This window comes from Streptomyces geranii, from assembly GCF_002954775.1.
GTDB lineage: Bacteria > Actinomycetota > Actinomycetes > Streptomycetales > Streptomycetaceae > Streptomyces > Streptomyces geranii.
The window spans coordinates 211801-227468 of sequence record NZ_KZ672952.1 but is presented as its reverse complement, the minus strand read 5'-3'; the positions used below and the strand labels follow the sequence as shown (position 1 = coordinate 227468).

At 75.0% G+C, this 15668-nt stretch carries 2 protein-coding genes; both read right to left on the bottom strand.

From position 1 onward, the window contains the following. Positions 1-3: 3 nt before the first annotated feature. A complete protein-coding gene (locus tag CW359_RS00890; RefSeq protein ID WP_105967722.1) occupies positions 4-7527 on the bottom strand; it encodes a type I polyketide synthase in 7524 nt (2507 codons plus the stop codon). After that, positions 7524-15659 carry a type I polyketide synthase gene (locus CW359_RS00885; protein WP_105967721.1) on the bottom strand — a complete coding sequence of 2712 codons (8136 nt, stop codon included), beginning with the start codon at positions 15657-15659 and terminating at the stop codon, positions 7524-7526. Before CW359_RS00885 ends, CW359_RS00890 begins: the two co-directional genes overlap by 4 nt. Positions 15660-15668: the final 9 nt, after the last annotated feature.

The following is a 15668-nucleotide window of genomic DNA, read 5'->3' as shown; positions in this document are numbered from 1 at the left end:
CGTTCAGCCGGCCGGGATCGCCCGGTCGGAGCCGAGCAGGCCGGTGAGGGTGCGGGCGGTGTCGGTGACGTGGTCGGTGAGCAGCCCGAAGTGGCTGCCCGGGGTGGTGGTGAGTGTCGCGAGCCCGTCCCACAGCCGGGCCCAGGCCCCGTCGGGCGCGGAGGGCACCTGCTGGGCCGCCTGGACGAGATGGACCGGGGTGTCCGGGGCGACCGGTGTCCAGTGGTTGCCGAACAGGTCGAGGTACCGGCCCATGGCGGTGAGCGCGGTGTCGTCGCGGGACCAGAACTCGTTCTGCGCCTCGGCCCACTCGCGCAGGATGTCGGTCGCCGCTGCCGTGGTGAGGGTGCCCGGCGGCAGTGTGTCGATCAGGACGACGGCCTCGGGCCGGATCCCGCGCGCCGCGAGGCGGTGGGCCGTGGCGTGCGCGACGAGCCCTCCGGTGGAGAACCCGACCAGCGTGAACGGCTCGCCCCCGGCGCACTTCTCGACGGCGGTGGCCACGGCCTCGGCCACGGCGTCGGCGCTGTCGGGCAGCGGCTCGCCGTCGCGGTAGCCTGGCAGTTGGACTGCCGCCATGTCGTACCGGCTCTCCAGGGCGACGGCCAGCCGCTGGTAGGTGAGGTGGGCGGCGGCGGGGATGAACGAGTCCACGCAGATCAGCACGGGCCGTCCGGCCCGGCGCAGCCAGGTCGCGGCGGGCGTGTGCTCGGGCAGCGGGGGATGGGAGAACACCGGCCGCAGCCGCGCCGCAGCAGCCAGGACGCCCACGCCCTCCGTGACCCGCCCCTGGGCGACCGCCTGGCGGAGCAGCGCGCCGAGGACGCCCTGCGGCTGCTCGCGTCGGTCGGCCCCAGACTCCGTGGGAGCGACGGGTGCACCGATGTCGGCCAGCAGTTCGCCGAGATGGTCCGCGAGGGCGCCGGGGGTGGGGTGGTCGAAGACCGCGGTCGCCGGAAGGCTCAGCCCGGTCGCCCCGCCCAGCCTGTTGCTCATCTCCACGGACGTCACGGAGTCGAAGCCCAGAGACCTGAACCCGGTGTCGGCGGCGAGGGACCCGGGGTCGGGGTGGCTGAGGACGGCCCCCGCGTGATCGGTGACCAACTCCAGCAGGAACCGCCGCCGTTCGCCCTCCGGCAGCCCCGCGACCCGCCCGACCGCACCGGGCGCCGCCGCCGACCGGGACGCCGATGGTGCAGTCAGGTCCGACAGCAGGGGTACGAGGCCCAGGTCCCGGAGCGTGTCCAGGCGCAGCCGGGCGGGGATCAGCGACGCGAGGTGGCTGTCGGCGCCGGTCGTGACGGCGGCGTCGAACCGGGCCAGCCCCTCCCCGGTCGGGATCGGCGCGAGCCCGGCGCCGAGGACCTGGTGGATGCCGTCAGCGCCGAGCCGCTCGCCCATCGCGGAGCGTTCTCCCCACATCCCCCAGGCCAGTGAGGTCCCCGGCAGCCCGTCCGCGCGGCGGTGGGCGGCGAGGGCGTCGAGGAAGGTGTTGGCGGCGGCGTAACCGCCCTGCCCGGCGAGCCCGAGGACGCCCACCGACGAGGAGTAGAGGACGAACGCGGCGAGGTCCAGCTGCCGGGTGAGCCGGTGCAGCTGCCAAGCGGCGTCGGCCTTGGGCCGCAGCACACCGGCCAGTTGACCGGCGGTCAGCTCCCGCACGGGCCCGGGGTCCACGGTCCCGGCGGTGTGCACCACGGCGGTCAGCGGATGCTCGCCGGGGACGGTGCCGAGGAGCGCGGCCAGGGCGTCGGGGTCGGCGGTGTCGCAGGCGGCGACCGTCACCTCGGCGCCGAGGGCGGCCAGTTCGGCCCGGAGTTCCACGGCACCGGGGGCGTCCGCACCCCGGCGGCTCGCCAGCAGCAGATGCCGGGCCCCGTGTTCGGTGACCAGGTGCCGGGCGACGAGGGCACCGAGGGTTCCGGTGCCGCCGGTGACGAGGACGGTGCCGTCCGGGTCGAGGGGGCGGGGAACCGTGAGCACGACCTTGCCGGTGTGGGCCGCGTCGCGCATGAGCCGCAGGGCCTCGGGTGCCCGGCGGATGTCCAGGGCGGTGACGGGCAGCGGGGTGAGGGTGCCGTCGCGGAACAGTCCGGCGAGGTGGGCCAGGGTGCCGGAGACATGGTCGGGGTCGATGCGGAGTTCGTACGGCAGTCGGCGCTCGTCGGGGTGGTCCGGGCCGCCGTGCGCGGTCCTGCCCAGGTCGACGAGGCGACCGCCGGGAGCGAGCAACCGCAGGGAGGCGTCGGTGAGTTCGCCGCTGAGACTGTGCAGGACGACATCGACGCCACGACCCCCGGTGGCGGCCCGGAACCTGCCCTCGAAGTCGGCGTCCCGCGAGGAGGCGATACGGGAGTCGTCGAGACCGAGTGCACGCAGCGTGCCGTGCTTGCCGGGATGCGCGGTGGCGTAGACCTCCGCGCCGAGGTGCCGGGCGATCCGGACAGCGGCCATGCCGACCCCTCCGGCGGCGGCGTGCACGAGCACCGTGTCGCCGGGCCCGAGACCGCAGACGTCCACCAGGCTCTGCCAGGCGGTGACGAAGGCCGCGGGCACGGTGGCGGCCTCGGCGAACGTCCAGCCCGCCGGGATCCGGACGAGCGCACGGTGGTCGGCGACCACGAGGGTGCCCATGGCCCCGCCCGGGACCAGCCCCGCCACCCGGTCACCGGGACGGAGACCGTCCGCACCCGGACCGGCCTCGACGACCACCCCCGAGAACTCGGTGCCGATCCGCCCCGGCCCGGGATACATGCCCAGCGGGATGAGGACGTCACGGAAACTGACCCCGGCCGCCCGCACGGCGACCCGGACCTGCCCGGCGGAGAGGGCCGCCTCGGACTCGGGGGAGGGGGCGAGCACGAGGTCGTCGAGGCTGCCCGTGGGGCGTTCGCGGAGGGTGAGATGCCAGGCCCGCTGTCCTGCCGGGGGTGCGAGCGCGGCCGAGAGATCGGCCCTGGCCAGCCGAGGGACCTTCAACTCACCTCGTCGCAGCGCCAGTTGGGGTTCACCGTTGCCGAGCGCGGTCGCCACCGCCGCCGGGACGCTCCGCCAGGACTCGTCGCGGCCGTCGACGTCGAGGAGGACGAAGCGGCCCGGGTGCTCGGTCTGCGTCGTACGCAGCAGCCCCCACGCCGGCGACTGGGCGAGCCCGGGGACAGCCTCACCGGCCGCGGTGGCGACCGCGCCCTGGGTCAGCACCACCAGATTGCGCTCGTGGGTACGTTCGTCGGCCAGCCACTGCTGGAGGGAGGAGAGAAGGCTCTGGGCGGCGCCATGGACGTCGTACGGGATGTCCGCGTCGGGGCGCTCGGTACGGCCCAGGTGGGCGAGGACCGTCACATGGTGGTCCGGACCGGTCTCCAGGGCGTCGAGGGCCTCGCGGACGCCCCCGAAGACCTGCGCGTCCACGTCCGTGTCGGCGAGCGCGAGACCGCGCCGCACCCGGGACGCGTTTTCCTCGGAGACGACCCAACGGACGCCTCGCTGCGGCGCGTTGGTGTCGGACACGTACTCGCGCCAGTCCAGGTGGTACGGGCGGGGGGCGCGGCCGGTCGTACCGGTACCGACCGGCCTCAGCTCCAGCGAGTCCACGGTGGCGACGGGCCGGCCGTTGGCGTCGGCCAGCCGGAGCGTGTGGCGGCTGTGACCGGCGGGTGCCGAGGCGTCCGTCGTGGTCGACAGATGGCCGCGTACGGCCGTGACGCCACTGGTGTCGTGGAGGGTCAGGCCGCCGAGGGAGAAGAGCATCCGGGGCCGGCGCTCGTCCTCGGCGGCGGGCAGGGTCGCGATGAGGCTCGCCTGGAGTCCCGCGTCGAGCAGGGTCGGGTGGAGGGCGTGTCCGGCACCTGCCTCGGGGGAGTCCTCGGGCAGGGCGGCCTCCACGTACACGCCGTCGTCGCGCCGCCAGGCCGCCGTGATCCTCTGGAAGGCGGGCCCCAGGGTGACGTCCTGGTCGGCGAGGTGTTTGTGGAGCGCGTCGAGGTCGACGGGTTCCGCGTCGGTCGGCGGCCAGGTCCGCAGGTCGGGCCAGTCGGGGCGGGAGCCGTCGGCGGGGGCGAGGACGCCGCCGGCGTGGCGGGTCCACCGCGACGCCGCGTCGGCGAGCGGATCGACACTGTTGGCGCTGTCGGTGTGGTCGTCCGGGAGACGGAAGTAGAAGTCCGCCGGGCGCCCGCCGTCGGCTGTGGGCGGGCCGACCCGCACCTGGATGTCGACAGCGGCGCGGTCGGGCAGCGGCAAGGGCGTGTGCAGGGAGAGCGCGTCGATGCGGCCGTGTCCGAGCCCGCTCCCGGCGTGCAGGACGATCTCGGCGGTCGTGGCACCGGCGATCGTCGCCGTGCCGCCCACCACGTGGTCGCTCAGCCAGGGATGGGTCTCGGTGCACAGACTGCCGGTGAACAACCGCTCCCCGCTCCCGGCAACGTCGAGCCCCGCCGTGAGGAAGGGATGCGTCAGCGGGGTCGCGCCGTCGGCCCTGACCCGCTGCCGGGACGGCGGGGTGCGCAGCCAGTAACTCCGGTGCTGGAACGGATAGGTGGGCAGCTCCACCCGATCGGTGTGGGGAGTGCGGGGCAGCAGCTTCGGCCAGTCCAGTGCGGCTCCCCGGACGTGCAGGCGGGCCAGCGCGGCGCCGAGGACACGTACCTCGTCGCGTCGCCTGCGCAGGGTGGGCGTCCACGCGAGGTCGGGCGCCCCGGAACGGGCGTCCCCTGCGGGGCCGGTCTGCCCCTGCCCCAGCGCGGTCAGTACGGCGTCCGGTCCGATCTCCAGGAAGGTCGTGGCGCCCTGGGTCCGCAACCGGGCGACGGCGTCCGTGAAGCGAACGGAGCCCCGCGCGTGGCGGGCCCAGTAGTCGGGCGAGCACGCCTCGTCGGAGGTCAGGGTGGTGCCGGTGAGGGTGGACACGACAGGAAGGGCGGGCGGCCGGAGGTTCAACTCCGAGGCTACGGCCGCGAGTTCGCCGAGTACGGCGTCGACGTGCGGCGAGTGGAAGGCATGGCTCACGCGCAGCCGGTTCACACGGCGGCCTCGGTCGCGCCACCGCTCGGCGATGCCGATGACGGTGTCGTGGTCGCCCGAGATCACGGTCGAGGTCGGCGAGTTGACGGCGGCCACGGAGACCCGCTCCTCATGACCGGCCAGCGTGGCCAGGATCTCCTCCTCACCGGCGGCGATCGCGATCATGGCGCCCGTGTCGGGGAGCGACCGCATGAGTCGGCCGCGCGCGGCCACGAACCGGGCCGCGTCCGTCAGGGACATGACCCCGGCGACATGGGCGGCGGCCACCTCACCGATGGAGTGACCGGCGACGAAGTCGGCCCGGAGACCGAGGTGTTCGACGGTCCGGTACAGCGCGACCTCAAGGGCGAACAGGGCCGCCTGGGTGAAGTCCGTACGGTCGAGCAGAGCGGCCTCCCCGCCCGTCTCCTCCCCACCTGTCCTGTCCCCACCCGTCTCCTCCTCGGCGAACATCACCTCGCGCAGGGGGCGTGACAGGTGCGGGTCGAGGTGGGCGCAGGCCTCGTCGAGTGCCTCGGCGAACACCGGGGAGTGGGCGTACAGTCCGCGCCCCATGCCTGCCCACTGGGAGCCCTGGCCGGAGAACAGGAACGCGGTCCGGCCGGTCACCGCACGCACGCCCCGGGTGAGGCCCGTCGCCGGCCGGTCGTCCGCCAGGGCGTCCAGCGCGTCGAGCAGGGCGGCGCGGTCCGGGGCGGTGACGACCGCCCGGTGGTCGAGATGTGCCCGGGTGGTGGCCAGCGCGTGGCCCACGGCGCCGAGACCGGCGTCCGAGGTGTCCGAGGCGAGCCTGGAGAGCCGCGCGGCCTGGGCCCGCAGCCCGTCGGCCGAGGCGGCGGACAACGGCCACACGATCCCGGGCAGGGCCATCGGGAGAGCCGGGGCCGGAACGGGTTCTCCCGATGGCCCCGGTTCTCCCGCCGTTCCCGGATCTCCTGCCGTTCCTGCCGTTCCTGCCGTTCCCGCTGTCCCGGCCGGTACGGGCTCGTGGCGCCCCTCGCCCCGGCCGGCGCCGGGACCAGCCTCGCCGTGCCCCCGGCCGACCGCCGCCTCCCTCCGGCCGTCCCGTCCGGTGGCCTCCTCCAGTACGAGGTGGGCGTTCGTGCCCGAGATGCCGAACGAGGACACCCCGGCACGGCGGGGCCGCCCGGGGTCCGGCCAGGCGCGGTGGCCGTCCAGCAGCCGTACCGACCCCCTCGACCAGTCGACCTTGGTGGACGGGACGTCGGCGTGGAGCGTCCTGGGCAACTCGCCGTGGAGCAGGGCCATGACCGTCTTGATGACCCCGGCGACACCGGCCGCCGCCTGGGTGTGGCCGATGTTGGACTTCAGCGAGCCGAGCCACAGGGGCCGGTCGGCGGGCCGGTCCCTGCCGTACGTGTTGATCAGGGCGTTCGCCTCGATGGGGTCGCCCAGCGCGGTGCCGGTGCCGTGCGCCTCCACCGCGTCGACGTCGGACGCGGCCACGCCCGCGTCGGCGAGCGCCTGCCGGATCACCTGTTCCTGGGCGGGGCCGCTCGGCGCGGTCAGGCCGTTGCTGGCGCCGTCCTGGTTGATCGCGCTGCCCCGGATCACCGCGAGCACCGGATGGCCGTTCGCCCGAGCGTCGGACAGCCGCTCCAGGAGCAGCAGGCCCACGCCCTCGGCGAAACCGGTGCCGTCGGCGCCGTCGCCGAACGCCTTGCAGCGCCCGTCCACGGCGAGCCCCCGCTGCGTGCCGAACTCGACGAACACCTCCGGGGTGGCCATGACCGTCGCGCCACCGGCGAGGGCGAGCGAGCACTCCCCGGAGCGCAGCGACCGTACGGCGAGGTGCAGGGCGGTCAGGGACGAGGAGCAGGCGGTGTCCACGGTGACGGCCGGTCCGTTCAGGCCCAGCGTGTAGGCGATACGGCCGGACGCGATGCTGGTCAGACCGCCCTGGAGGCGGTACCCGGCGACACTCGGGGCGGGCTGGTCGACCGGGGGCAGATAGGCCTGAGCGGCGGTGCCGACGAAGACACCGGTCCGGCTGTCGCGCAGTGCCGCCGGGACGATTCCGGCCCGTTCGACCGTCTCCCACGCGGTCTCCAGCAACAGGCGCTGCTGCGGGTCCATCGCCAGCGCCTCCCGGTCGGAGATGCCGAAGAACCCGGCGTCGAAACCGGCCGCGTCCTCGACGAACCCGCCCTGCCAGGCGCGGCCGTCGTCCGGGTCGGTCAACAGGTCGAGGTCCCAGCCCCGGTCGCCGGGGAAGTCCCCGACCGCGTCCGTCCCGGTGGCCACCAGCCGCCACAGCTCCTCGGGCGACCGGACACCGCCGGGCAGCCGGCACGCCATGGCGACCACCGCGACGGGTTCCCGCGCGGCGGCGACCAGTTGGAGGTTCCTGCGCCTGAGCTGCTCGTTCGACAGCAGGCTGCGGCGCAGCGCCTCGGCGAGGTCGGGCTGGGGCACGGTCGTCTCCGTCGCGTCGTTCACCGAGGGCTGGGCACCGGCGGGTCCGTGCTGCGGCCCGGGCGTCATTCGGCGTCCTCCGCGGAGAACGCCATCGCGACGAGTTCGTCCAGGCTCGCCGTCCTGATCTCCTGGTCGCTGTCGTGGTCGTCGCCGGGGTCCGTCTCGATGCCCGCGACCCTCAGGAGGGTGTCGAGCAGCCCGAGTTCGCGCAGGCGCGCGAGCGGGATGGCGGCGATGGCCTCCTGGATCCGGGAGTCCTCCGGCGCCTCGGCCCCGTCGCCGCCGGAGTCGGGGAAGAGGTCTCCGTCGAGCCGACCGGCCAGCGAGACCGGGGTCGGATGGTCGTAGGTGAGGGTCGCGGGCAGTTGGAGCCCGGTGGCGGTGGCCAGCCGGTTGCGCAGCTCCAGCGCCGTGAGGGAGTCGAAGCCGGACTCCCTGAACGGCTGGTCCGGTGCGAGGGGCGTGGCCGCGTCGAGGCCGAGGACGGCGGACGCGTGCGTGCCGATGAGGGACTCCAGCCGCCGCAGCCTGGCGTCGGGCCCGAGATCGGCTAGGTCCGCCCGCAGATCCGAGGCCGGTGCGGACACGGTGGCCGCCCTGCGGGCACCGCCCACGGCGGCCAGCCGCTCCAGCAGGGGGTGCAGCGTGCCGTGGTCGCTGTTGGCGCGCAGCGTCCGCTGGTTGAGGGGAGTGGCGGCGACCGCCGGGTACGGCAGTTCCAGGGCGGCGTCGAGCAGGGCGTGGCCGTGCTCGGCGGTGATGGGCGCCAGGCCGGTCCGCGCGATGCGGGTGTTGTCGGTGTCGGTGAGGGCGCCGGTGAGGCCGGTGACCGGCTGCCACCAGCCCCAGGCGACCGAGGTGGCGGTGAGGCCCTGGCGGCGCCGGTGGCGGGCGAGGGCGTCGAGGAAGGTGTTGGCGGCGGCGTAGTTGCCCTGACCGGGGTTGCCGAGGGTGCCGGCGGTCGAGGAGTACAGGACGAAGGCGGCCAGGTCGAGACGGCGGGTCTGCTCGTGCAGTTGCCAGGCCGCGTCGACCTTCGGGGCGAACACCCGGTGCAGGTCGTCCGGGGTCAGGTTGGGCACGGTGCCGTCCGAGAGGACGCCCGCCGTGTGGAACACGCCGGTCAGCGGATGCCCGGCCGGTATCGAGTCGAGAAGGCCGCGCAGCGCCTCCGGGTCGGCGGCGTCGCAGGCGGCGATCCTGACCCGCGCGCCGAGTGCGGTGAGTTCGGCGCCCAACTGGTCGGCTCCGGCCGCGTCCGGTCCGCTCCGGCTCGCCAGCAGGAGGTGGCGGGCGCCGTGCGCGGTCACGAGGTGCCGGGCGAGCAGTCCGCCGAGGGTGCCGGTGCCGCCGGTGATCAGGACGGTGCCGTCGGGGTCCAGCGGGCGGGGCAGGGTGAGCACGATCTTGCCGGTGTGGCGCGCGTCCCGCATCAGCCGGAAGGCGTCGGCGGCCTGCTCGATCCCGTAGGCCGTGACCGGCAGCGGCGTCAGCACCCCGCCGTCGAACAGGCGCCGCAGCTCGGCGAGGATCTCCGCGGTGCGTTCGGGGCTCGCGCTGTCCCGCCGGTCGAAGGCCCGGTAGGTGAGGTGCGGGTGGCTGACGGCCAGCTCCCCGGCGTCCCTGATGTCGGTCTTGCCCAGCTCGATGAACCGCCCCCCGGCGGCCACGAGGTCCAGGGACGCGTCGGTGAACGGGCCCGCCAGGGCGTTGAGTACGACGTCCACGCCGCGTCCGCCGGTGACGTCCCGGAACCGTTCGGCGAAGTCGAGCGTGCGCGACCCGGCGATGTGTTCGTCGGCGTAGCCGAGTCCGCGCAGGGTGTCCCACTTGTCGGGGTGGGCGGTGGCGAGGGGCACCGCGCCCAGCTGCCGGGCCAGTTGGGTGGCCGCCTGGCCGACGCCACCGGCGGCGGCGTGGATCAGGACCGTCTCGCCGGGCCGAATTCCGGCGAGGTCCACGAGGGCGTGGTACGCGGTGACGAAGGCCACCGGGACACCGGCGGCCTCGGCGAAGGACCAGTCGTCGGGGATCCGGGTCACCATCCGGTGGTCGGCCACGACGACCGGGCCGAAGGCCTTCTCGGTCAGGACTGCCACCCGATCACCGACGGCGAGGTCCACGCCCGGCCCCGCCTCGGTGACGACACCGGCCGCCTCGGCCCCGGAGTCGTGCTGGACGGCGATGAGACCGAGGGCGGCTGCGGTGTCGTAGAAGTTGACGCCGGCGACCCGTACGCCGACCCGCACCTGGCCCGGCCGCAGCGGGGCGGCGGCCTCGGGGGCCGGGAGCAGCGAGAGGTCGTCGAGACCTCCGCCGCCGGTGGTGTCCAGCCGCCACAGGGGCGTGTCGGCGGGCGGGGCAAGCAACTCGGCCGTGGCGGTGCGCGCCAGATGGGGGACGTACGCCTGTCCGCCCCGGACGGCCGTCTGCGGGTGACCGGCGGCCAGTACGGAGGCCAGCGCGGCCGGGGTGCCGGGGTGACCGTCGGTGTCGATCAGGACGATCCGGCCGGGGTTCTCGTTCTGGGCGCTGTGCAGCAGTCCCCACGCCGCGCCGTGGACCAGGCTCGGCAGGTCGTGGGTGCCGGTGGCGACGGCGCCCCGGGTGACGACCGCCAGCACGGTCCCGGTGAGCCCGTCGTGGGCCAGCCAGGCCTGGAGGAAGTCCAAGACCTCTTGACTCCGGGCGCGTACGGCCTCGGGCAGGTCCTTCGTGTCGGCGGGGTCCGGTGCGGGCAGCGCCCAGACGACGGTCCCGGGCGGTGCGGTGCCCGCGTCGAGGGCCGCGGTCAGCGCGGACAGACCGGCGTAGTGCGGCAGGTCGCCGAGAGCGGCGGCGAGTTCGGTGTCCGGGTCGAGCAGCACCCGGGTACGGGTGTCGCGGGCGCTGGCCCGGGCGGCGGGCAGCGCGGTCCACTCCAGGCGCAGCAGGTCGTGCCCGGGGCCGGTGCGCAGCAGTCGGCGCAGATGGTCACCGGCGGTGGCCCGCAGGGTGAGTGCCTCGACGCTCAGGACGGGGGCGCCGGTGTCGTCGGTGGCGGTCACGGCGACGGTGTCGGGCTTGACGAGGCGCAGTTCGACGCGCAGCCGGGTGGTGGGGGTCCCGGTGTGGGTGATGCCGGCGAAGGTGAAGGGCAGCCTCGGCCCGGTCCGTCCGTCGGCCGGGCCGGCCGCGGTGTCGGGTACGGCGATGGGGTGCAGCGCGGCGTCGAGCAGCGCCGGGTGCAGGGCATGGCCGGTGGTCGCCAGGCCCTCGGGCAGCTGGACCTCGGCGTAGAAGCGCTCGCCCCGGCGCCAGACGGCGCGCAGACCGCCGAAGGCCGGGCCGTAGTCGTAGCCGGCCGTGGCGAGACCGGCGCGCAGGGCGGCCAGGTCGACCGGGTCGGCGTCGGCGGGCGGCCAGGAGGCGGGGCCCGTCCCGGGGGGCGGCCCGGACGGTTCCTCGGTCAGTCGGCCGGTGGCGTGCAGGGTCCAGACGGGCGGGTCGGCCTCGTCCGTACCGCTCTTGCGGGCGTGCAGCGTCAGCGCCCGGTGGCCGTGCTCGTCGGCCGGTCCGGTCCGCAGTCGCAGGTCCAGGGCGTCGTGCTCGGTCAGCACCATCGGGGCGTGGAGGGTCAGTTCGGCGATGTGGGGGCTGCCCGTCAGACGGGCCGCGTGCAGGGCCATGTCGACGTAGGCGGTGCCGGGGACGAGGACGACCCCGGTGGCCGCGTGGTCGGCGAGCCAGGGCTGGGTGTCCAGGCCGACCCGGCCGGTCAGCAGCAGCCCCTCGCCGTCGGGGAGGTCGATCACCGCACCGAGCAGTGGATGCTCGGAGGCGCGCTGCCCCGTGGTCGCCGGGTCCGTCGGCGGTGCGGCGGTGAGCCAGTGGCGGCGGCGCTCGAAGGGGTACGTGGGCAGGTCGACATGACCGGCCGTCGGGTGCCCGGTGTCGCCGTCCAGGGCGTGGCCGTGGGTGTGCAGACGTGCCCTGGCGGCGGTGAGGGTGCCGGTCTGGGGCCGGTCGCGGTGCAGGGTGCCTGTGACGAGCGCGGTGGTGTCGAGGGTCTCCTCGATCGGCGGCACCAGGACCGGGTGCGGGCTGCACTCCACGAAGGTCCGGTGGCCCTGCCCGGCCAGCGACCGGAGGGTGTCGGTGAGGCGGACGGTGTCGCGGAGGTTGGCGTACCAGTACGCCGCGTCCAGTGAGCCGCCGTCGAGCGGGCCGTCCTGGAGGCGGCCGTCGACCGTGCTGTGGAAGGCGACGGTGGTGGGCCCGGGGGTGATGTCGGCGAGCCGTTCGAGGAGGCCGTCGCGGAGGGGGTCGATGTGCCGGGAGTGGCTGGCGTAGTCGACGTCGATGCGCCGGGCCCGTATGCCCTCGGCCTCGCAGTGGCGCAGCAGGTCGGTAACGGCGTCGGTGTCGCCGGCGACGACGGTGGACGCGGGGCTGTTCACGGCGGCGACGCCGATCCGGCCGCCGTACCCGGCCAGGAGGGCGTCGGCCCGGTCGGCGGGCAGCCCGACCGTGGCCATGGCGCCGGTGCCGGACAGTTCCACCAGGGCCTGGGCGCGCAGGGCGACCAGCCGGGCCGCGTCGGGCAGGGTGAGGGCACCGGCGATGTGGGCGGCGGCGATCTCGCCCTGGGAGTGCCCCACGACGGCGTCCGGGACGACACCGAAGGACTGCCAGAGACGGGCGAGCGACGTCATCACCGCGAACAGCGCGGGCTGGACGACGTCGACCCGGTCGAGGCCGGGCGCGCCCGGCGTGCCGCGCAGCACGTCCACGACCGACCAGCCCGTGTACGGCCGCAGCGCCTCGTCGGCCCGGTCGAGGGCCTGCCGGTGGACCGGGTACGCGTCGTACAGCTCCATGCCCATCCCGGGCCACTGGGAGCCCTGGCCAGGGAAGACGAACACGACCTTCCCGGGACCCGAGGCGGGCACCACGCCCTGGACCAGGCCCGGGTGCTCCCGCTGGTCGCCCAACGCGCCCAGCGCGTCGAGCAGTTCGTCGCGAGAGCGGCCCCAGGCCACGGCCCGGTGGGCGAACCCGCTCCGGCTCGTGGCCAGCGCGTGCGCCACGTCCACGGGGGCGAGGCCGGACCGGTCGAGAAGGTGACGGCGCAGTCGGGCGGCCTGCTCCCGCAGCGCCGTCCCGGTCTTCGCCGAGACGGTCCACATCACCTCGGTGGACGGGTCGGCGCCACGCTCGGCGGGCGGATCGACGGGGTCGGGTGCCTGTTCCAGGATCAGATGGCCGTTGGTGCCGGAGACCCCGAAGGAGGACACGGCGGCACGCCGGAGACGGCCGTCGGCGTCCGGCCAGTCCCGCTGCTCGGTGAGCAGCCGCACGGCGCCCGAGGACCAGTCGATGTGCGGGGAGGGCGCGTCGATGTGGATGCTGCGCGGCAGTTGCCCGTACCGGAGGGCCATCACCAGCTTGATCAGGCCCGCCACGCCCGCGGCGGCCTGCGTGTGGCCGATGTTGGACTTCACCGACCCCAGCAGCACCGGCCGGTCCTCGGGCCGATCGCGGCCGTACGTGGCCAGCAGCGCGTGGGCCTCGATGGGGTCGCCGAGACGGGTTCCGGTGCCGTGGGCCTCGATCACGTCGACGTCCTGCGGCGTCAGCCCGGCGTTCGCCAGGGCGTGCCGGATGACCCGCCGCTGCGCGGAACCGCTCGGCGCGGACAGGCCGTTGGAGGCGCCGTCCTGGTTGACCGCGCTGCCCCGGATCACCGCCAGGACGGGGTGCCCGTTGGCCCTGGCGTCCGACAGGCGTTCCAGCACCACCATGCCGACGCCCTCGGCGAGACCGATGCCGTCGGCGGACGCGGAGAAGGCCTTGCAGCGGCCGTCGGGGGAGAGGACCCGCTGCCGGGAGAACTCGACGAGGACACCGGGGCCGGACATCACGGTCGCCCCGCCGGCCAGCGCCAGTTCGCAGTCGTTCTCGCGGAGCGCCTGGCAGGCCTGGTGGATCGCCACCAGGGAGGAGGAGCAGGCGGTGTCGAGGGTGATCGCCGGCCCTTCGAGCCCCAGGGTGTACGCGACCCGGCCCGAGGCGACGCTCAGCGCGGTGCCCATGAAGGCATGGCCGGCCACGTCGTCCGAGGCCTGGTGGAGGCGGGGGCCGTACTCCTGGGCGATCACCCCGGCGAAGACCCCGGTGCTCGTGCCGCGCAGGGTGGCGGGGTCGATCCCGGCGTGCTCGATCGCCTCCCACGACACTTCGAGCAGCAGCCGCTGCTGCGGTTCCATCGCGGTCGCCTCGCGCGGCGAGAGCCCGAAGAAGCCCGCGTCGAACTCCGCGGCGTCGTACAGGAATCCGCCGTTGCGGGAGGAGATCCTCCCTAGTTCCCCCGGGGTGGGGTCGTACAGGCCGTCCGTGTCCCAGCCCCGGTCGGCGGGGTGTTCGCCGATCACGTCACGGCCGGCCGCGACCAGGTCCCAGAGGGACTCCGGGTCGGTCACCCCGCCCGGGTAGCGGCAACCGATGCCGACGATCGCGATCGGCTCGTCCGACGGACCTCGACGGCTGCGGGCCGCCGACGCTCCGGCCGCCGTGTCCTCGGACGTGAGACCGAGTTCGTACCGCAGATGCTCGGCGAGCGCCGCCGGGGTCGGGTGGTCGAAGACGAGGGTGGTCGGCAGGTCGAGGCCGGTGGCCGCCGCGAGGCCGGCGATCAGTTCGACCACTCCGAGCGAGGTGAAACCGATCTCCAGGAAGGTCTGGGTGCCCGCGGCGAAGCCGTGCCCCAGCACCCTGCCGGTCTCCGTGGCGATCAGGCCGACGAGCGTGTCGCGCTGTCCGGCCGGCGAGGCGTCGCGCAGGGCGGTGGTGTCGAGAAGTCCGGTGGGCTCGATGCCGGGAGTCGGCTGCTGAGCTGCCTCCGCTTGCTCCGAGTCCGAGTCCGCGTCCGGGTGAGTCACCGTCACCTGGGGCCGGCTGACGAGACGCCCGTATGCCGTCTCCCAGCTGACCGGCACCCCGTTGACGAAGGCGTGGGTGAGCGCCTGGAGGAAGCTTTCCCGGTCGCTCCTGCGGTGGTCCAGCGTGGGGATGACCGCACCGGTGACGCCCGCCGCCCGGAGGGTCTCGCCGATGACGGTGGTGAGCGTGGGGTGGGCGCTCACCTCGATGAAGAGCCGGTGGCCGTCGTCGACGAGTGCGCGGACGGCCCGCTCGAACAGGACGGTTCCGCGCATCGACCGGTACCAGTAGTCGCCGGTCAGGCTCGCGCCGTCGAGCCGCGTACCCGTGGCGGTGGAGTAGAACGCGGCGCGCGACGGGCCGGACGGCGCGTGCGGCGTCTCCCCGGCCATCAGCTCCCGTAAGCCGTCCACCTGCGGTGAGTGGCCGGCGACGTCGATGCCCGGCACCCGCCAGGCCCAGACGCCCTGCGCGGTCAGCTCCGCGAGGAGTTCCTCCACGGCGTCGGTGTCGCCGCTGACCGTCACGTTCCGGGCGCTGTTGACGGCCGCGACACCCAGCCGTCCGCTCCACCGGTCGATGAGCGGACCGACCTTGTCGACGGACGCGGCGACCGACGCCATGGCGCCCCGGCCCTCGATACGGGTCAGGGCCGTGCCGTACAGCACGAGCAGCCGGGTGGCGTCCTCGGTGTCCAGCGCGCCGCAGGCGTGGGCGGCGGCGATCTCGCCGACGGAGTGGCCGACGACCGCCGCCTCCGCGAGTCCGTGGGCACGCCAGGAGTCGGCGAGCGCCGAGGACAGGACGAACTGGACCGGCTGGATGGTGCCGAGCCTGGTGGGTTCCTCTCCGGCGGCGAGCGCGGCGGCCGGGTCCCAGCCGTCCAGGCGGGCGGACAGCGCCCTTCCGTAGTGCTCGGCACGGTCTCTGAACTCGGGGGAGGAGGTGAGGAGTTGCGTCGCCATGCCGGGTCGGACGGCGCCCTGGCCGGGGAAGACGAGGACCGGTCGCGCGGCTGTGGCGGCGGTTCCGGTGAGGACGCCCCGGGCGGGGCGGCCCTGGGCCAGGGCGGTGAGTCCGCGCAGGAGCCCGGCCCGGTCCGTGGGGAGGAGCGCGCCGCGGTGCTCGGCGTGGGCCGTTGTCAGCAGACGGTGTCCCAGGGCCGGTAGCGCCTCGTCCGGCACCGCCTCGACCTCGGCACGGAGCCGGCCGGCCTCGGCCGCGAGCGCCTGGGGGGAGTCGCCGGAGACCACCAGGGGTGGGTTGTGCAGTTCCATGGTCAGCCT